The following is a 25294-nucleotide window of genomic DNA, read 5'->3' as shown; positions in this document are numbered from 1 at the left end:
GCAACGCGGTATGTCGCTGCTCCGGCGCGGGTTGCGCATTGCCTGCCAGCGTGCGCATGCCGTTCCCCCCAAGCGCGGCCTGGCAGCGATAATGGCTGTCTTATCCTTTGGACCGGCGCGCATGACCCAGAAGACCATCCTCAACGACACCCATCGTGCGCTCGGCGCCAAGATGGTCGACTTCGGCGGTTGGGACATGCCGATCCATTACGGCTCGCAACTGGACGAACACCATCAGGTGCGTCGCGACGCCGGCATGTTCGATGTCAGCCACATGACCGTGGTCGATTTGCGCGGCGCACGCGTGCGCGAGTTCCTGCGTTATCTGCTCGCCAACTCGGTGGACAAGCTCAAGGTTTCCGGCAAGGCGCTGTACACCTGCATGCTCAATCCGCAGGGCGGGGTGATCGACGACCTCATCGTCTACTTCATGAGCGAAAAGTTCTTCCGTCTGGTGGTCAATGCCGCCACTCGCGAAAAAGATCTGCAGTGGATCTGCGAGCAGGCTGCGCGCTTCCAGGTGCACGTGGAAGAGCGCAATGACTTGGCGATGATCGCGGTACAAGGCCCCAACGCCCGCGCCAAGGTCATCAAGTTGTTGGATCCGGACGCCACTGCTGCGGCGAGCAAGCTCGGCCGTTTTGCCGCATTGCAGACGCGTTCGAGCGATGGCGTTGACCTGTTCCTCGCACGCACCGGCTACACCGGCGAAGACGGTTTCGAGATCGTGTTGCCGCAAGACGCCGCCGTCGCATTCTGGAACGCGCTGCTCGCGCAAGGCGTCGAACCGGCCGGTCTGGGTGCACGCGACACCTTGCGTCTGGAAGCAGGCATGCATCTTTACGGGCAGGACATGGATGACACGGTCAGCCCGTATGAAGCCGCACTGGCCTGGACGATCACATTGGACGAAGGTCGCGACTTCATCGGCCGCGCCGTGCTCGAAGCGCAAAAGGCACAGGGCGCGCCGCGTCAACTGATCGGTGTGGTGATGGATGACAAGGGAGTGCTGCGGCACGGTCAGACCGTGCTCACCGCCGTTGGCGAGGGCGAGATCCTGTCCGGCACGTTCTCGCCGACGCTGGGCAAGGCGATCGCGTTTGCGCGCGTGCCAGCCGGCAGTATCGACGCGTTGCGCGTGGACATCCGCGGCAAGCAGCTGCCGTTGCGCGTGGTGAAGTTTCCGTTCGTGCGCGATGGCCACGCGCAGCCCGGCGTACTCGGCCAATGATGAGGCGATGCCGGCCGCACAGACAGCGGCCGGCATCGTGCAATCCGCAGCAACGACCAACCCGACCGATGCGCGTGCACCTGTCTTGTCGCGCGGTCTAAACTAGCCACCTTTCCTCAACCCCTAGCTTCCCGGAGCACACCCATGCGCGAGATTCCTGGCGACCTCAAGTTCCTCAAATCCCACGAGTGGGCCCGCCTCGAAAGCAACGGCCGCGTGACCGTCGGCATTTCCGACCACGCGCAGAGCTTGCTGGGCGACTTGGTCTACGTCGAACTGCCGGGCGTCGGCGACACTGTGCAGGTCGGCAACGGCGCGGCGGTGGTGGAATCGGTCAAGGCCGCCTCCGACGTCTACAGCCCGGTCAGCGGTACTGTCGTCGAGGTCAACAGCGCGCTGAGCGACACTCCGGAAACCATCAACGAAGATGCATATGGCGAGGGCTGGATCTTCGTGGTCGAACTCGACGACAAGGAACAGCTCAACGATCTGCTGTCGCCCGACGACTACGCCGAGTTGCTCGAAGACGACGAACACTGACCTGGCGTCGTCCGCCGCAGATAACGATGGCCGCTTTCAGAGCGGCCATTTTTTTGGGTGCGATGTCGCTGGCAGGATGCGGTGTCGGTTCGGCGATGGCGATCAAGCGGTCGAGTCCAAAAGTGATGCGTGCATGCTGTCGGCCAGTCGACATCGATGCGATCGGCGGTGAAGCAGCGGGCGGTGTGCGTTGGTAACAACGATCAAAAGATCTTTCGATGACGCCTGCACGCAGAGGCGCCGGATTTCTGACGTGAGTCACTCGTGAGGATCTTACGTACGCGCAGTGAAACGGTCGTGCTGCATTGCCTGCATCGATCATCCAACACGAGGCGCGATGCATGCTTTGAGTCGTGTACGTGTACGCGCGCGTGGCGATCAAACGTCTCAACAAGTTTGCGCATTTTTGCTTGTGCGACGCCGGAAGCGCAGTTGTCGGATAAAAATTTTTCATCTATCGGACAGGCAGCGAGCAATGCGTCGACACGCGCCTTGGCTGCGTGTCGACGTAGCGCTCAAACGCGTAGGTCGTTGCATCGCTTGAAAAAAACAGCGCAAAAGAAGCACTTTTTCCAAAGCGCTGTTGCATGGACGCTTGCATCGGTCGCACGTACGTGGCCGTGCGCGGTGTCTTCTGCTTGCTTCAGTGCGGTGCATTGGGATGGCTGGCTGAAAAAAAAATGCAAAAGAGTGTTGACAGTAAAAAAAAGCGTGATTAGGTTTCGCCCAGCAGACATTGCTGCGTAAGAGAGTAAGCAAAATCGACATCAGGCCGACACGCTTGTTCCAGATGTCCACCGAAGCGCCATCCACGGTGGAGTCGGGTTCGCTTCTCTCCAATAAAGTAGTTGTCGTTCCGATCACGCACCCGTGTCGCCGTTCGATGCGGGTGTTTTTGTATCCGTCCCGTCGCGCATCACCTGCGGACGGTTACCGACGACGGCATGCCGTCACAGGTTGCTTCAACTGGGCGTTTCACCTCCATAGTTCACTGACGAGGAGCCAATTACATGGCCACTGCAAAAGCTGCGAAAAAGAAACCCACTGCCAAAAAGGCAGTGAAGAAGACTGCCGCCAAGAAGGCAGTCAAGAAGGTCGCCAAAAAGGCAACCGCCAAGAAGGCAGTGAAGAAAGCTGCTGCCAAGAAAACCGTCAAGAAGACAACCGCCAAAAAGGCAGTGAAGAAAACTGCAAAGAAAGCGACCAAGAAGACCGCTAAGAAAGCAGTAAAGAAGACTGCGAAGAAGGCGACCAAGAAGGCAGTGAAGAAGGCGGCAAAGAAGACCGCTAAGAAAGCAGTAAAGAAGACTGCCAAGAAGGTGACCAAGAAGTCAGCCACCAAGAAGGCTGCTGTAAAGAAGACTGCTGTAAAGAAGACTGCTGTAAAGAAGGTCGCCAAGAAGAAGCCGGCTGCTCGCAAGAAGAAGGCCGCTCCGGTCGCGCTGCCCGCAACTCCGGCACCGCTGATCTGATCTGTAATACCCGATCGCCGTAAACATCGAGCTCTCCCCCCGACGCCCAGCGGGGAGGGAGCTTTTTTATTGGCAGCAAGCCGTCTGGCGGTTTTCGAGGCAGCTGTAGAACTGCGTTATCCGGGTCGCAACGATGGGGCTTGTACTCAGAGGAGTCGCCGCGCACGTTCTGGCTCTGGATCGGCGTGGTCGCTGCCATGCCAAACATTGCCAGCCATGTCAGCCATGCTAGGACGGTCCGATTTTTTCAAGCGCGGCATTGATGCCGCTGGATCAAGACAACGCGCGAGTTGTGTGGATCAGTCGTCGCGGACGGATTGCCAGCACAAAAAGACAGCACGCGCGTGGGCCGTCTAGCAGCATTCCATCTGACTTGGATGGCCATCCAAGCATGCTGCAGCTGACAGCGTTGCCGGCGGCAAACCAGCCGCGCGGACCGTACGAACCCAAAAAAGGCGACCGAAGTCGCCCTTGTCTTCATTCGCAGCGACGCGGCGCCTAGTGCCGTTATCCAGCTCAGCGCGGCGATGCAACCGACTTGCCGGACGAGGCACCCTTGCCGGCAGGATCAGGACGCTCGGCCAGCATGTTCTCGCTGCCGAAGTCGCCGTCCACATCGATGTCCAGCCAGCGCTTGGTCGGCAGGCCAAGTGCGCGGTCCAGAATTGTCGGCAGCATGCCGGAGGGCAGGCCGCTTTCGCCGTTCCATAAGATTGCGATACCCAGATCGCGCTCGGGCAGCAGCGCGACGAGGCCGCGATAGCCTTGCACCGCACCGGCATGGAAGACCACCTGATGGCCGGCGTAATCGAATACGCGCCAGCCCAGCGCGTAGCTGGCGGCATCTACGCGCTCATGCCGCCAGCCCGATCGCATTTCTCCCGGCGTGGAGATCAGAGGAGCATGCAACGTTGCCAGCAGTGGCGCGGGCAGCACGTCGGTGCGGTGGCCGGTGTGTGCAAGCAACCACTGCGCCATGTCGCTGGCGCTGGCGTTGACGCCTGCGGCGGGCGCAAGACGGTAGTAGGTCGGTTTAGGCGTCAGCGACACCCAGCCGTTGCGATTGCGCACATGCGGGCGCGCCCAATGCGGGCTGGCCTGGATGCCGGCCAGACCCATGCTCGCATCGTTCATGCCCAGCGGCTTGAAAATGCGGCGTTCCACCGACTGCTCGTAGAAGCTACCGGAGGCTGCAAATACCACATCGCCGACCAGGCTGAAGGCAACGTTCTGATACGCATAGCAATCGCCCGGCGCGCAGCGCAGCGGTGCGGCCGAGAGTTTGTGGCTGAGGGAGTAATAGTCGACGTTGGATTCGATATCGCGGTCGTAGGCATTGCGGGTCAGCCCGACGCGATGGCTTAGCACCTCGGCGACGGTGAGTCGACGGGTGGCGGCGCTGTCGCTGAGCTGGAAGCCAGGCACGTAGTCGATCACCTTGCTGTCCCAACGCAGCACACCATCGTTGACCAGCAGCCCGGCCATGGTGCCGGCAAAAGCCTTGGACAGCGAGGCGAGGCGGAACACGGTGTGGCCATCGACAGGCTGCGGATGGTTGACATCGGTAACGCCATAACCGCGAGCGCTGAGCACCTTGCCGCCCTGCACGATCGCCATCGCCATGCCGGGCACGCGGTTACCGTAGGTCAGCTGTTCTGCCATCGACTCGAAGGCCGCCACACCGAAGCCTGTGGCCGGCGCCAACACTTTGCTGGCCGCCAGCGATGTGCGATAGGGCAACGGCGCGGTATGCGGCTGTGTCGCGGTGGCCGGCTGCAGCGTAGAGGCAGCCGGCGCAGGTATCTGCGCGGTGGAAGAGAGGGCAAGAGGCAGCAATGCCCCAAGCAGCCCGATGGCCAACGGTCGGAACCGTCGGCGCCTGCGCATTTCTGTCATGGTTGTCCCGCCCGTTCCGCTGTCTCCAGCGATTCTAGCGCCGCGCTTCGCAATAGCACAAACTGCCAGAAAATGAATGGGCATCGTATTGATCCTATTGACGATTCTGGGATCAGAAATCGAGCGTTCCGAGCCTGGCTCCTCGCCTGTCCTGTGCGGAGGTGGCGGCAAGCGGCGTGCTGCATCGCCGCACGATCTACCCCGCAGCGTCCTGCGGCGGGCGCTGGTGGTGCTCCGCATGGGATAACTCGCGCGCTTGTTTCGCGAGTGCTGCTGCTGCCCTGTCTTTGGCTGTCAGGCTCGTTTATGCGGGCGCCCGTTACACGATGGCCAGCCCGTCTCTGCCGCGCTCTGCGGCCGGCCTTCTGGGCGTGGCAGTGCGCACTCGCCGCCGCCGGCATGGGTGTTCCTGCACTTCTTTATGCCTGCTCAGCGGTGACTACGTGCTGCGCCCTGCGCGCGCGGCGATGGGTGCCTCGGACGATATGGAGGTGCTTTTTACCTCCCGGAATAATCGCGTTCTTCGCTGCGCATGGCATGCCGCCCAAGGACTTCACGCTGCAGGTGCTGTTTACTGGCACCTTCCTGATCATGTTGCTGCTGTAACCGTGTACGGTGCGTTGGTCAGCCGTTATCTGCGGCCGGTGTTTTTGCCGGTGGTGTATGAGGTCTTCATGGCGACCTTGTTGTTGTTCTGAGAGAGGCTAACAAAACGACTGCGCTCACCGCCAGGCGGGCGCGGCCGGTGCTCGGAATCGGCATGTACCACGCGTACACTCCGGTTTCTGCGCGCCGTGAGCACCCACCTGACGACTGCTTCCTACGTTTTGTTAGCCGTTCTAAGTGCTGTTGGACATCACTCGCGACCGCGCGGCACGTGACTGGCCGCGTTGAGCAGCGCGATCGCAATGGCGGCTATGCTAGCGGCCACAGTCACCACATCTCTCTGCCATGTCTCCGTTCGCCATCGTTGCCGGTCTGTGCGTCGCACTGTTACACGTCTACATCCTGTTGCTGGAAATGGTGCTGTGGACGCTCCCACTGGGCTTAAAGACCTTCCGCAACACCCCCGAAAAGGCGCAGGCCAGCCGTGTACTGGCAGCCAACCAGGGCCTCTACAACGGCTTCCTGGCTGCGGGGCTATTCTGGGGCGCGCTAGCCGCACGTACCGACGTGCTGAGCTTCTTCCTGGTCTGCGTGGTAGCGGCAGGTTGCTACGGCGCTTATAGCGTCAATCGCCGCATCTTCTTTGTGCAGGCGCTGCCGGCGTCGATCGCCTTGGCATTGGTGTGGTTGCCGCTGTCGATTTGATCGTAGTGCGCAGCCGGTTATCGCTGGACGAACGCTGCCGTCTTGCTTGCGCGCATGCGCCGCCTCCTGCATCGCCATGCAGCACCTTGCAGCGGCACCAACGCAAACGGCGAGCTGAAGCTCGCCGTTTGCGTTGGTCTACCTGACTAACTCAGACCGCTGGCTCAGGCCGCTTCGCGCGGCTGCTGTACCTGCGTCTTGTCGTAATGGCTGGCGGCACGCAACTCGTGCGGATCGAAGTCGTCGACGGTGATGGTATCCATCATTATCTCGCGCAACTCTTCCAGTAACTTGCGTTCTTCCGTGTTGATCACGCCTTCGGCTACGGCCTCGTCCAGCTGCGCCGGGAACTCCAACGCCTGGATACCCTTGCTCTTGAGCGCTTTCAGGAACTTGCGCTCCACCGGCTCGGCCATCACGGCCTTGGTCAGGTAGCTGGCGATACGTCCACCCGGATTGTTGGCGCATGGAGTCAGGAACACGCCCTGACCAAGACGATCGCGCGCCTCGTTGGGTGTCATCAGGATCGATGCCACCCGATGTCCCAGACGGTCACCCGGCGCTTCGGCGCGACGGCCCAGCGGAAAGATCAATATCCACATCAACCAACCTACCGGACGGATCGGAAAATTACGCAGGGCAGCAGACAGCGCGGTTTCGATCTTTTGCACGCTGTCGTGGAAGGCCCACGCCAGCAACGGCTGATCGGTCGCCGGTGCACCTTCGTCGTGGTATCGCTTGAGCATCGCGCTGGTCAGGTAAATGTGGCTCAGCACATCGCCCAGACGGCCCGACAACGACTCCTTGAACTTGAGCTTGCCGCCAAGCATCAGCATCGACACGTCTGCCATCAGCGCCAGGTTGGCCGAATAACGATCCAGCTTGCGGAAGAACCGCCGCGTGTACGCATCGCCCGGTGCGGCACCGATGCGTGCACCGGTGATGCCGAACCAGAACGAACGCACCGCGTTGGAGATACCGAAGCGGATATGTCCGAACACGCTCTGGTCGAACTCTTCCAGGCCACGACGCGTATCCGGATCCTGCGCCGCCTTCATTTCCTTCATGACCCATGGATGGCACAGGATCGCGCCTTGGCCGAAGATCAGCAAACTGCGGGTCATGATGTTGGCGCCTTCCACGGTCACCCCGATCGGCGCAGCCTGCCAGGCACGGCCGGCGAAATTGCGCGGCCCCAAGATAATGCCCTTGCCGCCGATCACGTCCATCATGTCGCTGACCACTTCGCGGCCCATGGTGGTGCAGTGGTACTTGGCGATCGCCGATGGCACCGATGGCACGTCGCCACGGTCCACTGCCGCCGCCGTCGCCTGCGACAGCGCACTGATTGCATAAGCCTTGCCACCGATACGTGCTAGCGCTTCTTCCACACCTTCGAAACGACCGACCGATAGACCGAACTGCTTGCGTATGCGCGCATACGCACCGGTCACCACTGCAGCGGACTTGCTACTGCCGCTGGCCGTGGAGGGCAAGGTGATCGAACGACCCACTGCCAGACACTCGTTGAGCATATTCCAGCCCTTGCCGACCATTTCCACGCCGCCGATCAACTGGCTCAGTGGGATGAACACTTCCTCGCCATGGATCGGGCCGTTCTGGAACGGCGAATTCAGTGGGAAATGGCGACGCCCGATCTCCACCCCCGGGGTATCGCGCGGCAGCAGCGCCAGGGTGATGCCGATGTCCTTCGTGTCGCCGATCAGACCCTCCGGATCGTAGGCGCGAAACGCCAGACCGATCAGCGAGGCCACCGGGGCCAGGGTGATATAGCGCTTGTCGAAGGTGAGCTTGACGCCGAGTACGTTGGCGCCATTCCATTCGCCCTTGCACACGATGCCGTAGTCGGGAATCGAGGTCGCATCCGAACCGGCAAACGGGCCGGTCAGGCCGAAACATGGCACTTCCGCACCAATGGCCAGACGCGGCAGGTAATAGTCCTTCTGTTCCGGCGTGCCGTAATGCAGCAGCAACTCACCCGGCCCGAGCGAATTCGGCACACCCACGGTGGAGCTCACCACACTGGAGATCGAGGACAGCTTCTGGATCACCTTGTGATGTGCCAGTGCGCTGAAACCCAAGCCGCCATACTGCTTGGGAATGATCATGCCGAAGAACTTGTTCTTCTTGATGAAGTCCCATAGCTCCGGCGGCAGATCGGCGTAGACGTGAGTGATTTCCCAGTCGTTGATCATCTTGCACAGCTCTTCGACCGGGCCATCCAGGAACGCCTGTTCTTCGGCGGTCAGTTGCGGCTTGGGATAGTTCAGCAACTTCTGCCAATCTGGATCACCGGTGAACAGCTCGCCTTCGAAACCCACCGAACCGGTTTCCAGCGCGATGCGTTCGGTCTGCGACAGCGGCGGCAACACCTTGCGGAAAAAGCCCATCAGCGGCGTGGTCAGCAGCGGCTTGCGCAGGAACGGCAGCAGCACTGGCGCCGATACCAGCACCACTAGCACGGTAGCGACGATGGTGGCGATGAGATTGGCACCCAGCAACCAGCATGCCACCAACACACAGGCGCTCAGGGCAACCCAGGTGGCAAGGCGCATGCGGTGGTAGGCAGCGATGCCCGCCGCCAGGATGACGAGAAGGAACGGTGCAACGATGCTCATGGTCTTGCTCCAGTGACAGGCTCGGTAATAGTGGACGCTGCGATGGTGCCAACGGAGGGATGTGCGTCCAGATAATGCAACACGGTGGCAGTAAACGCTTCGTTGTCGCCGCCGGCCAGCATGGGCGTGGCATCGGACGAATGCACATGCTGCGCATGCGGCGCGATCGACAAAAATTCGGTGATGTTGGTTGGCGTCACCGGATCGCTGCGCCCACAGCTGATTAGCAGCATCGGCCAGTGCAGCTGCGATGCAGCTTCCAGTAAACTGTGCTGCTGAATCTGCGCATCCTGTCCCGTTAGCTCATCGACTAGGCGCAGGTGTCCATGCCACTGCCAACGTGTATCGGCGGGCTGTTGCAACAAGGCCTGCAGGTGGGTTGTCGTCTTGTGAGGACGATGCGGCATGTAAGCGGCAATCGCATCTGCAGGCGCATCGAGGGGCGCGAGGCCGTCCGGGAGCGCGGTCGTGAAGCGCAGAATGCGTTCCACATCCTTGGTATCCCCGCGCGGTGTGATGTCGACCAATATCGCGCCGAACAAGCTCGGGCAGCGCATTTGTGCAAGCGCAGTCGACGTGGCCTCCCACACGTGTCGCCTCTGCCCAGCTCCATGCGCCAGCAGCACCGACGGCGCATGTTCCGCACCTTGCACCGACACGACAAGCACCGCTTCGCTAGCGCTGCACACGCACGCAGTGTGGGCAAGTCTGGATGGGGATGTTAACATACCTAATAGTATGGATGCGCCCGACGGCTGTCAATACTCAGTGGTATGGCCGGTTAAGCTATTGAATCGCTGTGCTTATGTGTCGATTGTGTGATGCATACTGCAACTGACCCGAGCGTATGGTTAAATCGCTCCATGAACGACATCACCGACTCCAGCCTTACCATGCCCCGCGCCAGTTCTGGTCGTGGCAACCGCCTCCGCGCGGACGATTGGGCACAGGCCGCACTGGACCTGATCGCCGAACAAGGCGTCGGCGCGGTTGCAGTGGAGCCACTCGCGCGCCGGCTCGGCGTCACCAAAGGCAGCTTTTATTGGCACTTTCCCTCGCGCGATGCATTGCTGCAGGCAGCCCTGGAACGCTGGGAAATCTTTGAACAGGAGGAAGTCTTTGGCAGCCTGGAAGACGTCCCCGACCCGAGCGCCCGCCTGCGTGCGCTGTTTCAACTGGTCGCGCACGAAGTCAAACCGCATGTCATCTACAGCGAACTGCTCAAGGCCCTTGACCACCCGGCCGTGCGCCCGGTCATCGACCGCGTCTCGCAACGCCGCCTCGACTACCTGATCGCCTCATTTCGCCAGGCCGGCCTCACCCGCACCGACGCCCAACACCGTGCCCGCCTGGCCTATGCCGCCTACGTCGGCTTCCTGCAACTCTCGCTGCAACTGCAGCAACCCAAGCAGGCCCGCGAAGAGTTCGAGTCCTATGTCGAGCATGTGATTCAGACGTTGATTCCGGGATAAAACTCAAAGTTCAACGAGTTCGATCTGTAGGCATCGGGCAAAAAAACCGCGGCTCTTTTGAGCCGCAGTTTTTTGTTAGTCGCTCTAAAGCTCTCTCTCCAAGTGATCTTGGGTACTGCCAAGGGTTGTTTGCCTGTCGGGGGTTCCGAAAGAAGCGGATCCAAAACGTCAGGGTGAACCGATGGTATATGCGCTGCACGAGGAATTAAAGTCTCGTTGAACAATAAAGAAGAAAGCTGTGAAACCCCATTCTGGGGCGACGGCTGAAACGAAAAACGCCACCGGCTGTTAACCGATGGCGTCATAAAAATTCTTTTTAAATCAGTTGGCTACAGGTCTTGCTCGTACCTGACGTACGGAACAGTTCCGTCGCTGTTGCTCTCGTTGCTTGGGGCAAAAGGATTCTTGCCGCGAGAGATCACATTTTCCGCGCCGACTGTCAACTGACCGCTCCAGGGGGTGCGCCAAGTCAGACCCAAGCCTAGGCCTTCCCACTTCTCCGGCTGGCCGGGGACGTCGACGACGCGGCCGATGACATTCGCGCTGAAAGCGCCGTAGCCGCCGCCGACGCTGAGGGTCTTGCTGTCCCACTGGTCGGCGATTGCCGGGGAGACATCGGCCAGCGGCACAAGTCGCGCGCGGGCGTAAGTGCCGCCAATCGAAACAAAGCCTTCGCGGCCGATGTTCTTCTGGCCGAACACGGTCAGGTCGTTCTGTTCGACACGGGTCAGCTGTGCCTTGTCGGCGCCGATCAACCAGGCGGGCAGGGTGTCGCGTCCGGTGCCCGCGGTGACGCCAGCGCGTGCGCCGCCACGGTTGAAGCCCAGCGTGGCGGACACGCGGCGCGAGGCGGCGGCGCTGTCTTCTTCGTCATCGCCGATGCCTGCGAGCAGGCAATGACTGGCGAGGCTACTGATGTTGGTACCGCGGCTGCTGTTGCAGAGCAGGCCTAGCGAGTCGCCGGAGGTAAGGCCGAACGCCGCATCCAACGAATTGCGGCCGAAATGCCAACGTGCGCCGGCCTTTTGCTCACCGGTGGGCTCCAGGTACAGGAAAGCTTCCACCTTGCCGCTGCCCTTGTTCCACACCGGCAGGATGGTGCTCTCACGCAGCTGCTGGGATACCGATTGCGCATGTGCACCCGTGGCTGCCGCAAGGGTAACCATCAAAGCAAACGGAAGGCGCAGTAGGTGTCGCATACCAGAGTTTGGACCCAGGGGCAGTTGTTAAGTTCCCGAGAGCGGGCAAAGAGGATGCTAGGGCTTTTATGATTATTTAACAAGTAGCCAAGTTCCCCAGAAGTAGCCGCGTTCCCCAGAACGCACCCGCAATCTATCTACTGCAATCTTTCCGGCGCTTCTTGCGACGGCCGCGCCGGTCCGAACAGTACCTCCAGCGCGGTCAACGGAAAGTGATACTCACGGCCGCAGAATTCGCAGCGCACCTCGACATCGCCGGTTGCCTCGGCGGCGGCACGTGCTTCTTTTTCGCCCAGGGATTGCAGCATCGAGGCGACCCGCTCGCGCGAGCAAGAGCAGCCGAAGCTGAGCGGTTTGCTGCCCAGCAGTTGCGGACCTTCCTCGTGAAACAAGCGGTACAGCAGTTTTTCGCCAGCGACCGAAAGCAGTTCCGGTGCGCCCAGGGTGTCGAACAGCGCGCCGATGCGGCTCCAGCCGTCATTGTCGCCCTCGTCGCCCGGCAGCTGCTGCAGCAACAGGCCAGCCGCCTGGTCCGGGCCTGCGGCCAGCAACAGGCGGGTCGGTAGCTGCTCGGACTGGTGGAAGTAGGTTTCGAAGGCTGCGGCCAAGTCAGGGGCCTGCATGCTGACCAGGCTCTGGTAGCGCTGCGGTTCGCTCGGGTCCAGGCCGGGGTTTTCGATGGTGATCGCCAGCAGGGTCGCCTCGCCCAGCTTGCGTAGGTCGGTGGGTGCATCTGCACCGTCGGCCAGCTGCACGATGCCGCGCAAGGTGCCGGCCGCAGTGCATTCGGCGAACAAGGTGCGCAGCGTTTGGTTACCACGCAACTGCACCGACAGGCGCCCGCCGACCTTGGTATGGCCGGTGAACAATGCAGCAGCGACGATTGCCTCGCCGAGCAACCGGCGTGCGGCCGGCGGGTACTCGGCTGCGCCCTGGATGTCGTGCCAGGCATGGGTCAGGCGTACGTGAACACCGCGCACACCGGCGGCAGGCAGCAGGAAACGGGAAAGCTGATCGTAATCGGTCATGGAAACATCGGACGTAAGGGACGCCGGTTGCCGGATAATGCAACAAGCGCCGTATGAAAGGTCGTAGCAAACAATGGGGACGGATGCATGGGATGGCAAGCTGGTGGCGCCACTGCGGCGCAAGCGCTGGCTGCGCTGGATGTTGGCAGCACCGCTGCTGTTCGCCGCGGCGAGCGTGTTGCAGGTGCTGGTACTGCGAGTGGCCGATCCACCGATCAGCAGCATGATGGTGGGGCGCTATCTGGAAGCCTGGAGCGAGGGCGACTGGAGTTTTTCGCTGCATCAGCAATGGCGTGACTATGACGCGATCGCCGCTAGCTTGCCGATTTCGGTGGTGGCTGCGGAAGATCAGCAGTTTCCTGTTCACCATGGCTTCGATCTGCATGCCATCGAAAAGGCGCGCGATCACAACGCCCGCGGCGGGCGCATGCGCGGGGCGAGCACGATCAGCCAGCAGGTCGCCAAGAATGTATTCCTGTGGCAGGGCCGCAGTTGGGTACGCAAGATTCTGGAGGCTTGGTACACGATGCTGATCGAGTTGTTCTGGCCCAAGCAGCGGATTCTGGAGATGTATCTCAACGTGGCCGAGTTCGGCGATGGGGTGTACGGCGCACAAGCTGCCGCGCGGCAGTTCTGGGGCAAGGATGCAGCGGGCTTGTTGCCGGCCGAATCCGCATGTTTGGCGGCGGTGTTGCCCTCGCCACGTCGCTATGACGCGCGCCGCCCCGGTGCTTACGTACAACGGCGAGCCGCGTGGGTGCAACGGCAGGCGCGGCAGTTGGGCGGCGCTGCGTATCTGCAGGCACCGTGAGCGTGCATACGTTCGAGGCAACGCAGTTGCCGGTTGCAGCAGATCGCCTCACGGTGGTTATCGCAGCCTATAACGAAGAAGCCAGCATTCCCTTGCTGCACCCGCGCCTGTGCGAGGTGCTTGTGGGATTGAGCGAATTGCAGACGCACGTGCTGTATGTCGACGACGGTAGCACCGATGGCACCTGGGACGTGGTGCAGGCGCTCGCCGACGCCGATATGCGGGTGAGCGCGGTGCGGCTGTCGCGTAATTTTGGCAAGGAGGTGGCGATTTCCGCAGGCCTGGATCATGTGTTGCCGGGTGCGGCCGTGCTGCTCGACGCCGATGGCCAGGATCCGCCGGAACTGATTCCGGAATTCGTCGCGCTGTGGCGTACGGGTTACGACAACATCTTTGGTACGCGGATTTTTCGCGAAGGCGAGAGCTGGCTCAAGCGCAGTGCCGCGCATGCGTTCTATCGCGTGATCCGACGGTTATCGCGCACGCCGATCCCTGCCGATACCGGTGACTTTCGCTTGTTGTCGCCACGTGTGGTGCAGGCCTTGCAGCAGTTGCGCGAGCGCCATCGTTTTATGAAAGGGCTGTTTGGCTGGGTCGGATTTCGCCAGGTTGCGTTACCTTATCGGCGTGCGCCTCGGCTATCGGGGCGCAGCAAGTTCACGGTGTGGCGGTTGTGGAATTTTGCGCTGGATGGCATCACCAGTTTTTCCACGCTACCGCTGCGTGCGGCCACGTATCTGGGGCTGCTCACCGCGGTGGTCGCATTTTTATTCGGTGGCTGGGTGGTGATCAAGGCAGCGCTGATGGGCGATCCGGTAGCCGGTTGGCCGACCATGATGTCGGTGATCCTGTTTCTGGGTGGTATCCAGCTGATTGCGTTGGGCCTGATCGGCGAATACCTGGGCCGGTTGTACGACGAGGCCAAGCAGCGCCCGCTATATCTGGTCGATACCCACCGCGGCATAGTGGGAGTAGTCTGCGATCACCAGACCAAGCGCGGAGGGTGCCATGCAGACCGTACGACAATTGTTGGGGACCAAACAGGTTGAGGTATTCGCGGTTGCGGCCGATGCTGCAGTGATCGAAGCGATCAGCTTGATGGCCGACAAGGGCATCGGTGCGGTGCTGGTGATGGACGGGCCGCGCTTGGTCGGCATCGTGTCCGAGCGCGATTACGCGCGCAAAATCGTGTTGCGCGATCGCTCCTCCTCGACCACCAGCGTTGCCGAAATCATGAGCGCCGAGGTGGTGACGGTATCGCCATCGGACACGGTGGAGCACTGCATGCGACTGATGACCGACGGACGTTTCCGACATTTGCCGGTGATCGAAAACGGCCGCGTGCAGGGGGTGATTTCGATCGGCGATCTGGTCAAGGCGGTGATCGCGACGCAGCAGCGTGACATCGATCAATTGCAGCGTTATATCGCCAGTTGAAGCGCATGTCGCAGTGAGAGCTGCTTGCAGGACATAATGAGCGGTCATTGGGGCTGCCACGCTTGGCACTAGCCAAGCCTGGAACCGGAGCATACAAGTCGCCCGGTTCCAGCACTGCAATATCAGTCGGCGACCGCGCAGGTCTGCCGGCCACTCTTACTGCGCGTACTTGCCACCACAATCGCTGTCCTTGCCCGGGCCCGGCTCGAAGGTCGCCAGTAAGGCGGCCGGCGGCGCGATGCTGCCGAGTGCAATTGCAATCGCACCGCGCACGCCCAGCGCCTTGAAGTCAGGGCGGAAGGTCGGATCCTTGAAGGTTCCGCCGATCCGCAGCGGTGAGCGCAGGCTCAGAATGCTACGGTCCTTCGGGCGTGGGCGCAGCAGCAGATCGAGTGTTTCATTTTTGAGGCTGATATTGCCGTCGCCGACGATGATGGTGTCGGTGCTATCGAAGGCCAATGCGCGCGATTGCATCAGGCCGTCCTGCACGCCGAAGTCGCCGAAGATGCAGCGCACCGGTATCTGACGGTCTTTGGTCATCAGGTATTTCAACGATTCGGCAATATCCAGGCCAGCGAGCTCCATGATCAGGTTGCCGACGTGGCCGTGGCCCATGCCGACGCCGATCGCGCCATCGGCAGTGCCGAGCATGGCGGCGATCGAGTTGCCACGACCGCGCAGATCCAGTTCGCCGCCGATTGCGCCAGAAGCCTGTTTTGCCAAGGTGACATCGGGAAACAGCTGATCCAGACGAATGCCGCTAATGCCAGCTTTCAATTGCGTGGTGATGATCGCGTTGCGCGCGTCCATTTTGATGGTGGAACGGATATCGCCACCAGCAACGCCGAAGTTGAGCGGGTCCAGCTGCAGCAGGCCGCCTTTCAAGCTCAACGAGGCATCCATGTCTTCCAGTGGCCAAGAGGGGGCATTGATGCGCTGCGCACGCCAACGCACTTGCGCATCCATCGCACGCAGTTTGGACAAGTCGTATGGCGTACTCGGCAAGACACGTGCGCTGGCAGCCAGTTGCGCAGCTTGCTTTTTCTGTTCGGCATTGGCCGACTCGTTGGCACTGGTCTTGGGTGGTGCACCGACAAAGCCGGCCAAGTCATCGAAATCAAGCCGTTTGGAAGCCAGGTCCGCGCGCAGGAACGGACGCTTGTTGCGCAGGTCGACTTCCGCAGTGCCTGACAGATCGCTGTCGCCAGCGGTCCCGGTAAATTTTTCATAGTGCCAGACATCGCCGTCGCGACGCAGGCGGCCATCGAGCTTGTACGGCGGTGTCGATGGCATGGCCACGCCGGTCAGCGGATACAGGTCTTGCATGTCTTGGCCGCTGAGCGCCATTTGCAGATCGATGACCTGAAAACGGAATGGATTGGTCAGCGTGCCGCGCACATGTGTCCGCGTGGCGCCGGCACTGCCGCGCAGGTCGATGCGGAACGGATGTTCGCTTTGGCTCAGTTCCAGCGGTGAGGCGGTATCTCCCTCGAGTGTGAAGGGGTAGCCCTTCCAGCGGCCTTTGCCATCGATGCCGATCGGGGCCGCGCGCTGATCACTGTTTGGTGGAGCCAGGCTGTCGATCGCGACATCTACGTCCGAGCGATTGGCGTCGTCGATGTATTGCAGTCGCCCATTGTCCACCAGCAGCCGGCCCAGGCGTGGCATCGTCACGTCGCTATCGTTCTGGTCGAAGACCCAGTTGCCAGGATGGGTAGCGTTGCCGGCTTCCAGCACCACGCTCGGGTGCTCCAGGCGGATTTCCGGCAAACGCACTTTGCCGCGCAGCAGAGGCCACAGTTCGACATCGATTTCCGCCGAATTCAACTCGGCCATGGGGCCGCGTTTGGACCACTGCGCATTGGCCAGACGCATTCGCTCGCCGCGCACCGTCGTCGTGCTGCCGAGATCGACGTTCAGATGACCGAGGTGAAACTCGCGACCGATCTTGGCGCTGACCACGCGTTCGACCGGGCCGCGTAACCAGTTCCAATCGAACACGAGCACGAAGATCACCACGATGGTGGCGACGATGCCGAGCCCGATCCACCAACGTCGACGACGTGGCATGTGGGAGGACGGGGCAGCAGAGGATTTGGTCGGGTCGTTCACGTGACCAATGGTTGGCGATGCCTCGTGCAAGGCGCGCGAACGCGCCGAACATCACAGATCACACCACCTGCGCGATGACTGCAACGAAGTGGCAAGCGCTACCGGCAAGCACGAACAGATGCCAGATTGCATGGAAATACCGTTGTGTGTCGCGTTGGTAGAAATACGTGCCCAACGTATAGAAGAGCCCGCCGGCCAGCAGCCAGCACAACGACCAGGCATCGACAGAGCTTAGCAATGGTTGGATCGCCACGACGATCAGCCAGCCCATTGCCAGATACAGCACCGTCGACAGCAGGCGAAAGCGGCCGGTGAAAAACAGTTTGAAGATCACCCCTGCGGCGGCAATCGTCCAGATGGCGGCAAACAATCCCCACCCCCAAGAGTCGCGCAGATTGATCAGCGTAAAGGGCGTGTAGGTGCCGGCGATCAATAGATAGATCGCGCAGTGATCTAGTATCTGCAGGCGCGCTTTGGTGCCCGGATGCGGGATGGCATGAAACAGCGTGGAGGCGACGTAGAGCAGGATCAGCGTCGCACTGAAGACGATGGAGGTGGCTAGCTGCCAGCGATCTCCATAGATGGCCGCCAGCGTGATCAGCACCGAGCCACCGGCCAAGGCGGCAATTGCACCCAGGCCGTGGGTTACGGCACTGGCGATCTCATCGCGCAGGTCGATCGAGGGGGAGGCATCTGCGTTCATGCCAAAAAGGTACCGTAATTGCGAGCAATTCGCATCGCCAGCAGTTGCGTTTCCTTGCATCGGTTCAAGCGCAGGTCAATCGATCGCCTTGGCGTGCGCATGCTCGCGCGTGGCCGAGAAGCGAACATCCGGCGCACGTTCCTGGGCCAGTTGCAGGTTGACCCGGGTCGGTGCGAGATACACCAGCTGACCGGCCGCGTCGATGCCCAGATTACCGGCATTTTTCTCGCGGAACTCCTCCAGCTTCTTGGCGTTGTCGCAATGCACCCAGCGCGCAGTGGTCACGCTCACCGGTTCGAAGATCGCATCCACGCCGTACTCGTCCTTGAGCCGGTAGGCCACTACGTCGAACTGCAGCACGCCAACTGCGCCCAGGATCAGATCGTTGCTCATCAACGGGCGGAAGAACTGGGTAGCGCCTTCTTCGGACAGCTGCGCCAGGCCCTTTTGCAACTGCTTGAGCTTGAGCGGATCGCGCAGGCGCGCGCGGCGGAACAGTTCCGGTGCGAAGTTGGGAATGCCGGTGAACGACAGCGATTCGCCTTCGGTGAAGGTGTCGCCGATGGAGATGGTGCCGTGGTTGTGGATGCCGATGACATCGCCCGGCCAGGCTTCGGCGGCGATCTCGCGATCGGAGGCCATGAAGGTCAACGCATTGGCCAGCTTGACGTCCTTGCCGCTGCGCACGTGCAGGGTCTTCATGCCGGCGGTGAACTTGCCCGAACACACGCGCATGAAGGCCACACGGTCGCGATGCTGCGGGTCCATGTTGGCCTGGATCTTGAACACGAAGCCGCTGAGTTTGGCTTCGGTGGGCTGCACGCGACGACCGGTGGTGTCGCGCGCCTGCGGTTGCGGTGCGTGTTCGATAAAGAAATCCAGCAGCGGCTGCACGCCGAAGTTATTGACGCCCGAGCCGAAGAACACCGGGGTCTGCTGGCCGGCGCGATATGCCTCCAGATCGAACGGATTGCTGGCGCCTTGCACCAGTTCCAATTCATCGCGCAGCTCGGCCAGCATCTGCTTGCCGATTTTCTCGACCAGGCCCGGCGCATCCAGCGACGGGAAGATGGTCGAGTCCTGGCGGGTGAAGTTGCGGCCCTGTTCGTACAGATGCACTTCGCCGGTGATCAGATGCACCACGCCCTTCAAACGCTGGCCCATGCCGATCGGCCAGGTCACCGGTGCGCACTGGATGCCGAGCACGGTCTCGACTTCATCCAGCAGATCGATCGGATTCTTGCCCTCGCGATCGAGCTTGTTGATGAAGGTCATGATGGGCGTGTCGCGTAGGCGGCAGACTTCCATCAGCTTGATGGTGCGTTCTTCCACGCCCTTGGCGACGTCGATGACCATCAACGCCGAGTCGACCGCGGTCAGCACCCGATAAGTGTCCTCGCCGAAATCGGCATGGCCGGGAGTGTCGAGCAGATTGACGATCTTGCCTTCGTACGGGAACTGCATCACCGAGGAGGTCACCGAGATGCCGCGCTCCTTTTCCAGTGCCATCCAGTCCGAAGTGGCGTGACGCGCAGCCTTGCGGCCCTTGACCGAGCCGGCCATCTGGATCGCACCGCCGAACAGCAACAGCTTTTCGGTCAGCGTGGTTTTGCCGGCATCGGGGTGGGAAATGATGGCGAAGGTGCGGCGGCGCGCGGCTTCGTTGGAGACGTCGGACATGGACTGAGCGCGCCCGGTCGGACGCCTGCGGAAACTGAGGAAGCAGACGATTATAGCGGCTTCGGTGGGGCGGGCCTTTACGCGCGCGCGCTGCCAGCACGGGCGTGCCCTGCGGCATTGCCAAGTCCACCGCACCAGTTGGGTCGGTCGGTATGACTGAAGTACCCGCCCAAGCCCTGATCTACCTGCACCGGAACCTCGCGGAACGGGAGCTGGTAGTGCACTGGCTGCGGGTGTGCCTGTGGATCGCCGGGCACCACATCGAGTTCAGGCCCCGCCACCAGTGGATTGAGGCCCCAGGCCAGGCAGGTGCCTGCCATTCCAGTTGCAGTGATGGGTCGCTGCCGGCGGGTACGGGCGCTATCTGCGACGTCGTTGCGCCTGGCGAGGTCGTGCCCGCAGCTCCGGTCCAATGCCAGCGCTGCTGCGCAGCGGTCGATGTCGTACAGGTCAGCAGCGCACCGACATATGCCAAGGCGAGTGCGTGCAGGGCGGTGCGGGGTACGTGCTGAGGCACGCCATCGACTCGGACCAAGAAGGGCGCAAGTATGCGGCTCGTCACGAAGCTGGTGGTATCGGATGAAAATATATCTTTCCATCCGCATGAAGCGATTGACATCGTACAACGGCGGTGGCATCTTGGCCTCACCATCGAGACCGGCGGAGGGACAGGCCCTTTGATGCCGGGGCAGCCAGCGGAGCGCGCAAGCGCCCGCGTTTGGTGCCAAATCCTGCGGGGACGTCGCGTCTGCCGAAAGATGGTTCGACTCGTGCCCTGGGCACGTCGAACGCGAGCTCCCGTCGAAGCTCGATGGCCGATCCACCCTGGACATCGCCATGAGCCTCGTGAATACAGTATCGCCGTCTACTAACGATTACACCTATTCATCCGCCGTCACTGATGAGGGTACGATTGTCGTGCGCGGCGATCTTGTCGTTGCCTTGCCGATGCGGTATGCCGGCATGCGCGAGGTGCGGCTGCGCTACGAATTGGTTGGCGCGGCCAATGCGCCGGTGGTGTTCGTGGCCGGCGGTATTTCTGCGCACCGCCATCTTGCCGCCAGTGCGCTGTTTCCCGAGAAGGGCTGGGTGGATGGGCTAGTCGGCAGCGGCCGCGCACTGGATCCTGCATCGCGCCGCTTGCTGGCATTCGATTTCCTCGGCGCCGACGGCACGCTGGACGTGCCGATCGATACTGCCGATCAGGCCGATGCGATCGCCGCATTGCTGGATGCGCTAGGGATTGCGCGCTTGCATGGCTATGTCGGCTATTCGTACGGTGCCTTGGTCGGTCTGCAATTGGCCATCCGCCATGCCGCGCGCGTCGGCACCTTGGTCGCGGTGAGCGGTGCGCATCGCGCGCATCCGTATGCTGCCGCGTGGCGCGCATTGCAGCGCCGCGCGGTGGCACTGGGCCAGCTGCAATGCGCTGAAAATCACGGGTTGGCGCTGGCGCGGCAGTTCGCCATGCTCAGCTACCGCACGCCGGAAGAATTCAGCGAGCGCTTCGACGCGCCGCCGGAAGTGATCAATGGCCGCGTGCGTGTGGCGGCCGAAGACTATCTCGACGCCGCCGGTGCGCAGTACGTGGCACGTACGCCGGTGAACGCGTATTTGCGCTTGTCCGAATCCATCGATCTGCATCGCATCGACCCGGCGCAGGTGCGCGTGCCCACCGTCGTGGTGGCGGTGGAGGGTGATCGTCTGGTGCCGCTGGCCGACCTGGTCAGCCTTGTCGAAGGCTTGAGCCCGCGCGGTAGTTTGCGGGTGTTGCGCTCGCCCTATGGCCATGACGCCTTCCTCAAAGAAATCGATCGCATTGATGCGATCCTCACTACTGCCCTTCGCATCACCGGAGAAACCGCATGAGCTTTCGTGACCCCACCGACGCCCCTTGTACTGCTGCCACTGCCGCCGTCCGCGCCGGTATCGATCGCGATACCGCCTATGGTGCGGTGACACCGCCGATCGTGCTGTCGTCGAACTTCTCCTTCGATGGCTTCGGCAACAAGCGCCAGTACGATTACACGCGCAGCGGCAATCCCACCCGCGATCTGCTCGGCGAAGCGCTGTCCGAGCTGGAAGGCGGCGCGGGCGGTGTGATCACCTCCACTGGCATGGGCGCGATCACCCTGGTGCTCAATGCGCTGCTGCAGCCCGGCGATACACTGGTGGTGCCACACGATGCGTACGGCGGCAGTTGGCGCTTGTTCAACGCGCTGGCGAAGAAGGGCCACTTCGCACTGATCACCGCCGACCTCACCGACCCGCGCTCGCTGGCCGATGCGTTGGCGCATTCGCCCAAGCTGGTATTGATCGAGACGCCGTCCAATCCTTTGCTTCGCATCACCGATCTGCGTTTCGTCATCGAAGCTGCGAACAAGGTTGGTGCGTTGACGGTGGTAGACAACACGTTCCTGTCGCCGGCACTGCAAAAGCCGTTGGAATTCGGCGCCGATCTGGTGCTGCATTCCACTACCAAATACATCAATGGCCACAGCGATGTGGTGGGCGGTGCGGTGGTTGCGCGTGACCCTGAGTTGCATCGGCAACTGGTGTGGTGGGCCAATGCGCTGGGCCTGACCGGCTCGCCGTTCGATGCATTTCTCACCTTGCGCGGTCTGCGCACGCTGGATGCACGTCTGCGCGTGCATCAGGAAAACGCCGACGCAATTGCCGAATTGCTGGACGGGCATGCGGTGGTCAATCAAGTGTATTTTCCGGGTCTTGCGGCGCATCCGGGGCATGCATTGGCCGCGCGCCAGCAGAAGGGTTTTGGCGCGATGATGAGTTTTGAACTGGAAGGTGGCGAAGCTGCTGTGCGCGCGTTCGTCGACGGCTTGCGCTATTTCACCCTGGCAGAATCGCTGGGCGGTGTGGAAAGCCTGATCGCGCATCCGGCATCGATGACGCATGTAGCGATGACCGCTGAAGCACGGGCTGCAGCCGGTATTTCCGATGGTTTGCTGCGGTTGTCGATCGGTATCGAATCGGCCGAAGACCTGCTGATCGATCTGCGCGCCGGGCTGGCACGCGCCCAGGCGACCCTGACCACTGCAACCCGCAAACAGGTCGACGCGTGAGCAGTGTGCTGCCTGTTTCGCGCCGTGCGTCGGCGGCAACAGTGACGCCCACGCCACGCCTGGCCTTGCTTGGCACTGGCACCGTGGGCCGCGCCTTCGTGACGCGCTATACCGCGCTCCAGGAGCGCCAGCTGCGCTTGCCGCGCTTCGATTGGCTGGCCAATTCGCGTATCGCTCACGACTGTGGCGTCAGTGCAGAACAGGCGCTGCAACTGGCCAATGCCGCGCCGCGCGGCCAGGCGGTGTTGCAACCGTGGGCACAAACCGCTGCGCTGCATGCCGGCGATGTGCTGGTGGACGCGACCGCCAGCGACGTGGTGGCCGATTGGCACGTCGAATGGCTGTTGCGTGGTGTGCACGTGGTCACTGCCAACAAGCTGGCACAGGGCACCGCATTGTCGCGTGCGCAGGCATTGCACGCGGCGCGTCATGCCAGTGGTGCGCACTACGGCGATAGCGCGACTGTAGGTGCTGGGCTGCCGGTGTTGAGCAGCGTGCGCGCGCTGGTGGCTGGCGGCGATCATATTCATTCGATCGAAGGTGTGTTGTCAGGATCGTTGGGGTGGTTGTTTCATCGCTACGATGGCAGTGGCGCGTTTTCCGAGTGCGTGCGTGAGGCGATGGCAGTCGGTTACACCGAGCCGGACCCGCGGATCGATCTATCCGGCGAGGATGTGCGGCGCAAGTTGTTGATCCTGGCGCGTGCGGCCGGTTGGCAGCTGGAGGCCGAGCAGGTGCATGTGGAATCGCTGGTGCCGGCCAGCATCGCAAGGCTGTCGCTTGTCGAGTTGGATACGCAGATGGATGCACTGAATGCGGGCGTGGATGCACGCTGGCAACAGGCACGCGCCGCAGGGCGTTGCTTACGCTTCGTCGGTCGCGTGGATGCGCATGGGACAAGCGTCGGCCTGCGTGAGTTGGCGCTGGATCATCCGCTTGCCGGTGGCTCCGGCACCGATAACCGTGTCGCCATCAGTAGCGATCGCTATCGCCAACAGCCGTTATTGATCCAGGGGCCCGGCGCTGGCGCCGAAGTGACTGCAGCGGCGTTGCTGGATGATGTGCTGCGGATCGTTGCGGGGTGACGATTGGACGATCCAGAAAGAGGCAAGGCCTGTCTGTGGATCTGACTGTCACTGCCTGCGCAGACAATCAACCTGTCGCTTTACATAAGAGCGGCTAACAAAACTACTGCGCAATCGCCAGGTGGGCGTGGCCGGTATTCGGAATCGGCAGTTGCCCAGGCCGTGTGTCATGCCTGGCCTCCAATCACTGCGCAATCGCCTTCAATAATGCGGCATTGAAGCGTTTCGCATCCTGCATCTGCGGCGAGTGCCCAAGGTCGGCGAACTCGACCAGTTTCACGTTCGGAATCGCTTGAGCAGCACGCTGGCCCAACTTTGCATAATCGCCGACGCGCGCCTTGACCTCTGGGGGCGCAGTGTCCTTGCCGATCGCGGTGCGGTCCTTGAGGCCGATGAACAGCGTCGTCGGCACCGCCAGCTTGGGCAGCTCGTACACCACCGGCTGGTTGAACACCATGTCGTAGGTCAGCGCCTGATTCCATGCCACCGCCTGCCTGCCGTTGCCCAGATACATGCCCGCCTGCATGCGCGCCCAGCGTTCGAACTCTGGCTTCCATTGGCCAGCGTAGTACACGTCCATTTGATATTTCTTGATCCCTTCCAAGCTGGTCTTCAGTTCGTTGTCATACCAGGCATCGACGCTGCGCCACGGAATGCCTTCGGCCTTCCAGTCTTCCAGGCCGATCGGGTCGACCAGTGCCAGATGCTCGGTGGCTTGCGGGTACATCAGCGCATAACGGATCGCGAGCATGCCGCCCATCGAATGTCCGACCACCAACGCGCGTTCGATGCCTAATTTTTCCAGCAATGCATGCGTGTTGTCGGCCAGCTGCGCGAACGAAAATTGATAGGCGGCAGGCTTGCTGGATTTGCAAAAGCCCACTTGGTCCGGCGCGATGACGCGGTAGCCGGCCTGGCTCAACGCGGCGATGGCCTGTTCCCAGGTGGCTGCGCAGAAATTCTTGCCATGCAGCAGTACGGTGGTATGTCCGTTGGGCTTGCCGGTGGGCGCGACATCCAGGTACGCCATTTCCAGCGGCTGCTGTTGCGAGGTGAACGCGTAGGTCTTGACCGGGTATGGGTAGTCGAAGCCTTCCAGGCGCGGGCCGTAACTGGTTTCCCGCGCCATCAGCGGGCTGCAGGCCATGGCAAGGGCGAGGGTGCACACAAGCTGTCGCATCGCAATTTCCTTCTGAATCCAGCCTGCAACGGTACACATGTGGGTGTGGTGATTGCGTACAACGCATCAGTGCGTGTGCGTGTGCTGGTGCGCGTGCAATGGCGGACCAGTTTGCTGCGTAGGTCGTGCTGCGGTGGGTAAGCTGGCCATGTACTTGCAGATGCTCGGTAGGGAGCCTAGTTCTGTTTCGCTCAACGCGCACGCATTTCAGAGCTTAGGCGGACTGCATCTTCGAATCGGGTTTGAATGCATCGAACCTAATCGTTGAGCAGGAGGCATGCTGATGAGGCCAACCACATTGATGCCATTTTCGCGCACTGGCAAAACAGAGGCGACACACGATGCCCACTCATCTGCCGAGCATGGAGGCCACGTGTTGCCTCAGCAAGTCGACCACCACGTCAATGCGCAATTG

20 protein-coding genes, 1 other RNA gene, 2 pseudogenes and 1 riboswitch are annotated in these 25294 nt (G+C 61.6%); of the genes and pseudogenes, 13 read left to right on the top strand and 10 right to left on the bottom strand.

The window, feature by feature from the left end; translation table 11 throughout:
- The first annotated feature begins 121 nt into the window (after positions 1-121).
- The 3 genes from gcvT (at position 122) to J5I97_RS13920 (ending at position 3243) form a co-directional block, all read left to right on the top strand.
- Positions 122-1231 carry a glycine cleavage system aminomethyltransferase GcvT gene (gene gcvT, locus J5I97_RS13930; RefSeq protein ID WP_208587158.1) on the top strand — a complete coding sequence of 370 codons (1110 nt, stop codon included), beginning with the start codon at positions 122-124 and terminating at the stop codon, positions 1229-1231.
- Between the two features lie 144 nt (positions 1232-1375).
- The gene (gene gcvH, locus J5I97_RS13925) at positions 1376-1771 is read left to right on the top strand and encodes a glycine cleavage system protein GcvH (RefSeq protein WP_208587156.1); all 396 of its coding nucleotides are present in this window, start codon (positions 1376-1378) and stop codon (positions 1769-1771) included.
- Between the two features lie 1010 nt (positions 1772-2781).
- The gene (locus J5I97_RS13920; RefSeq protein ID WP_208587155.1) at positions 2782-3243 is read left to right on the top strand and encodes a hypothetical protein; all 462 of its coding nucleotides are present in this window, start codon (positions 2782-2784) and stop codon (positions 3241-3243) included.
- A 516-nt stretch (positions 3244-3759) separates the two neighbouring features.
- Here the strand turns inward: J5I97_RS13920 and J5I97_RS13915 are convergent.
- Entirely contained in the window at positions 3760-5103 is a 1344-nt protein-coding gene (locus J5I97_RS13915; protein ID WP_208587154.1) for a serine hydrolase domain-containing protein, read from the bottom strand.
- A gap of 362 nt (positions 5104-5465) precedes the next feature.
- Between J5I97_RS13915 and J5I97_RS13910 the strand changes: the two are divergent.
- From J5I97_RS13910 to J5I97_RS13900, 3 genes and pseudogenes are all read left to right on the top strand, one after another.
- A pseudogene (locus J5I97_RS13910) lies at positions 5466-5834 on the top strand (MFS transporter); the annotation flags it as partial.
- Positions 5835-5899: 65 nt separating this feature from the next.
- Positions 5900-5975, top strand: a non-coding RNA gene (locus tag J5I97_RS13905) — sX9 sRNA.
- A gap of 115 nt (positions 5976-6090) precedes the next feature.
- Positions 6091-6450: a DUF1304 domain-containing protein gene (locus J5I97_RS13900; RefSeq protein ID WP_208587153.1), complete on the top strand. Its 360-nt coding sequence runs from the start codon at positions 6091-6093 to the stop codon at positions 6448-6450.
- 164 nt (positions 6451-6614) lie between these two features.
- Here the strand turns inward: J5I97_RS13900 and J5I97_RS13895 are convergent, their stop codons facing one another.
- Both J5I97_RS13895 and J5I97_RS13890 read right to left on the bottom strand, forming a co-directional pair.
- Positions 6615-9089, bottom strand: coding sequence for an acyl-CoA dehydrogenase (locus J5I97_RS13895; RefSeq protein ID WP_208587152.1), 2475 nt, complete (start codon positions 9087-9089; stop codon positions 6615-6617).
- Positions 9086-9817 carry an alpha/beta hydrolase gene (locus J5I97_RS13890; RefSeq protein ID WP_208587151.1) on the bottom strand — a complete coding sequence of 244 codons (732 nt, stop codon included), beginning with the start codon at positions 9815-9817 and terminating at the stop codon, positions 9086-9088. The genes J5I97_RS13895 and J5I97_RS13890 overlap by 4 nt, the downstream gene beginning before the upstream one ends.
- A gap of 135 nt (positions 9818-9952) precedes the next feature.
- Between J5I97_RS13890 and J5I97_RS13885 the strand changes: the two genes are divergently transcribed.
- A complete protein-coding gene (locus tag J5I97_RS13885) occupies positions 9953-10561 on the top strand; it encodes a TetR/AcrR family transcriptional regulator (RefSeq protein WP_208587150.1) in 609 nt (202 codons plus the stop codon).
- Between the two features lie 329 nt (positions 10562-10890).
- On the opposite strand, the gene J5I97_RS13880 is transcribed toward J5I97_RS13885, so the two are convergent.
- Positions 10891-11727 carry a hypothetical protein gene (locus J5I97_RS13880; protein ID WP_208587149.1) on the bottom strand — a complete coding sequence of 279 codons (837 nt, stop codon included), beginning with the start codon at positions 11725-11727 and terminating at the stop codon, positions 10891-10893.
- Positions 11728-11897: 170 nt separating this feature from the next.
- The gene (locus J5I97_RS13875; protein ID WP_208587147.1) at positions 11898-12788 is read right to left on the bottom strand and encodes an Hsp33 family molecular chaperone HslO; all 891 of its coding nucleotides are present in this window, start codon (positions 12786-12788) and stop codon (positions 11898-11900) included.
- 73 nt (positions 12789-12861) lie between these two features.
- Here J5I97_RS13875 and mtgA point away from each other — a divergent pair, with 73 nt between their 5' ends.
- The 3 genes from mtgA to J5I97_RS13860 are packed head-to-tail and all read left to right on the top strand — an operon-like array spanning position 12862 to position 15036.
- Positions 12862-13599, top strand: coding sequence for a monofunctional biosynthetic peptidoglycan transglycosylase (gene mtgA / locus J5I97_RS13870; protein ID WP_208587146.1), 738 nt, complete (start codon positions 12862-12864; stop codon positions 13597-13599).
- Positions 13596-14648, top strand: a complete 1053-nt coding sequence (locus J5I97_RS13865) for a glycosyltransferase family 2 protein (protein ID WP_208587145.1) — start codon at positions 13596-13598, stop codon at positions 14646-14648. The genes mtgA and J5I97_RS13865 overlap by 4 nt, the downstream gene beginning before the upstream one ends.
- Positions 14608-15036, top strand: coding sequence for a CBS domain-containing protein (locus J5I97_RS13860; RefSeq protein WP_208587144.1), 429 nt, complete (start codon positions 14608-14610; stop codon positions 15034-15036). The genes J5I97_RS13865 and J5I97_RS13860 overlap by 41 nt, the downstream gene beginning before the upstream one ends.
- A 156-nt stretch (positions 15037-15192) precedes the next feature.
- Here J5I97_RS13860 and J5I97_RS13855 read toward each other — a convergent pair whose 3' ends face one another.
- The 4 genes and pseudogenes from J5I97_RS13855 to J5I97_RS13840 form a co-directional block, all read right to left on the bottom strand.
- Positions 15193-17106 (bottom strand): AsmA family protein, encoded by a 1914-nt coding sequence (locus J5I97_RS13855; protein WP_208591745.1) that lies wholly within the window; start codon positions 17104-17106, stop codon positions 15193-15195.
- A gap of 100 nt (positions 17107-17206) precedes the next feature.
- Positions 17207-17851 carry a PAQR family membrane homeostasis protein TrhA gene (gene trhA, locus J5I97_RS13850; protein WP_208587143.1) on the bottom strand — a complete coding sequence of 215 codons (645 nt, stop codon included), beginning with the start codon at positions 17849-17851 and terminating at the stop codon, positions 17207-17209.
- 75 nt (positions 17852-17926) lie between these two features.
- Positions 17927-19531: a peptide chain release factor 3 gene (locus tag J5I97_RS13845; protein ID WP_208587142.1), complete on the bottom strand. Its 1605-nt coding sequence runs from the start codon at positions 19529-19531 to the stop codon at positions 17927-17929.
- 85 nt (positions 19532-19616) lie between these two features.
- A pseudogene (locus J5I97_RS13840) lies at positions 19617-20048 on the bottom strand (M23 family peptidase); the annotation flags it as partial.
- A 128-nt stretch (positions 20049-20176) separates the two neighbouring features.
- Positions 20177-20296: riboswitch (SAM riboswitch) on the top strand.
- Between the two features lie 72 nt (positions 20297-20368).
- Between J5I97_RS13840 and metX the strand changes: the two are divergent.
- From metX to J5I97_RS13825, 3 genes are read left to right on the top strand one after another with little or no spacing between them, the layout of a single operon-like run.
- Positions 20369-21400: a homoserine O-succinyltransferase MetX gene (gene metX, locus J5I97_RS13835; protein ID WP_208587141.1), complete on the top strand. Its 1032-nt coding sequence runs from the start codon at positions 20369-20371 to the stop codon at positions 21398-21400.
- Entirely contained in the window at positions 21397-22614 is a 1218-nt protein-coding gene (locus tag J5I97_RS13830) for an O-succinylhomoserine (thiol)-lyase (RefSeq protein ID WP_208587139.1), read from the top strand. Before metX ends, J5I97_RS13830 begins: the two co-directional genes overlap by 4 nt.
- Positions 22611-23699 (top strand): homoserine dehydrogenase, encoded by a 1089-nt coding sequence (locus J5I97_RS13825; RefSeq protein WP_208587137.1) that lies wholly within the window; start codon positions 22611-22613, stop codon positions 23697-23699. Before J5I97_RS13830 ends, J5I97_RS13825 begins: the two co-directional genes overlap by 4 nt.
- A 184-nt stretch (positions 23700-23883) precedes the next feature.
- Here the strand turns inward: J5I97_RS13825 and J5I97_RS13820 are convergent, their stop codons facing one another.
- Positions 23884-24879 carry an alpha/beta fold hydrolase gene (locus tag J5I97_RS13820; RefSeq protein ID WP_208587135.1) on the bottom strand — a complete coding sequence of 332 codons (996 nt, stop codon included), beginning with the start codon at positions 24877-24879 and terminating at the stop codon, positions 23884-23886.
- Between the last annotated feature and the right edge of the window lie 415 nt (positions 24880-25294).

Origin of the sequence: Xanthomonas fragariae (genome assembly GCF_017603965.1) — a bacterium.
In the GTDB taxonomy this organism is placed as follows: Bacteria; Pseudomonadota; Gammaproteobacteria; order Xanthomonadales; family Xanthomonadaceae; genus Xanthomonas; species Xanthomonas fragariae_A.
The sequence above is the reverse complement of the archived record's forward strand: the minus strand, read 5'-3'. Positions and strand labels throughout refer to the sequence as shown.

What these genes read in the sequence shown, in the direction of transcription:
- gcvT (WP_208587158.1), top strand. Translation starts at nt 122, where the DNA reads ATGACCCAGAAGACCATCCTCAACGACACCCATCGTGCGCTCGGCGCC.
- gcvH (WP_208587156.1), top strand. Translation starts at nt 1,376, where the DNA reads ATGCGCGAGATTCCTGGCGACCTCAAGTTCCTCAAATCCCACGAGTGG.
- J5I97_RS13920 (WP_208587155.1), top strand. Translation starts at nt 2,782, where the DNA reads ATGGCCACTGCAAAAGCTGCGAAAAAGAAACCCACTGCCAAAAAGGCA.
- J5I97_RS13900 (WP_208587153.1), top strand. Translation starts at nt 6,091, where the DNA reads ATGTCTCCGTTCGCCATCGTTGCCGGTCTGTGCGTCGCACTGTTACAC.
- J5I97_RS13895 (WP_208587152.1), bottom strand. Translation starts at nt 9,089, where the DNA reads ATGAGCATCGTTGCACCGTTCCTTCTCGTCATCCTGGCGGCGGGCATC.
- J5I97_RS13890 (WP_208587151.1), bottom strand. Translation starts at nt 9,817, where the DNA reads ATGTTAACATCCCCATCCAGACTTGCCCACACTGCGTGCGTGTGCAGC.
- J5I97_RS13885 (WP_208587150.1), top strand. Translation starts at nt 9,953, where the DNA reads ATGAACGACATCACCGACTCCAGCCTTACCATGCCCCGCGCCAGTTCT.
- J5I97_RS13880 (WP_208587149.1), bottom strand. Translation starts at nt 11,727, where the DNA reads ATGGTTACCCTTGCGGCAGCCACGGGTGCACATGCGCAATCGGTATCC.
- J5I97_RS13875 (WP_208587147.1), bottom strand. Translation starts at nt 12,788, where the DNA reads ATGACCGATTACGATCAGCTTTCCCGTTTCCTGCTGCCTGCCGCCGGT.
- mtgA (WP_208587146.1), top strand. Translation starts at nt 12,862, where the DNA reads ATGGGGACGGATGCATGGGATGGCAAGCTGGTGGCGCCACTGCGGCGC.
- J5I97_RS13860 (WP_208587144.1), top strand. Translation starts at nt 14,608, where the DNA reads ATGCAGACCGTACGACAATTGTTGGGGACCAAACAGGTTGAGGTATTC.
- J5I97_RS13855 (WP_208591745.1), bottom strand. Translation starts at nt 17,106, where the DNA reads ATGCCACGTCGTCGACGTTGGTGGATCGGGCTCGGCATCGTCGCCACC.
- trhA (WP_208587143.1), bottom strand. Translation starts at nt 17,851, where the DNA reads ATGAACGCAGATGCCTCCCCCTCGATCGACCTGCGCGATGAGATCGCC.
- J5I97_RS13845 (WP_208587142.1), bottom strand. Translation starts at nt 19,531, where the DNA reads ATGTCCGACGTCTCCAACGAAGCCGCGCGCCGCCGCACCTTCGCCATC.
- metX (WP_208587141.1), top strand. Translation starts at nt 20,369, where the DNA reads ATGAGCCTCGTGAATACAGTATCGCCGTCTACTAACGATTACACCTAT.
- J5I97_RS13830 (WP_208587139.1), top strand. Translation starts at nt 21,397, where the DNA reads ATGAGCTTTCGTGACCCCACCGACGCCCCTTGTACTGCTGCCACTGCC.
- J5I97_RS13820 (WP_208587135.1), bottom strand. Translation starts at nt 24,879, where the DNA reads ATGCGACAGCTTGTGTGCACCCTCGCCCTTGCCATGGCCTGCAGCCCG.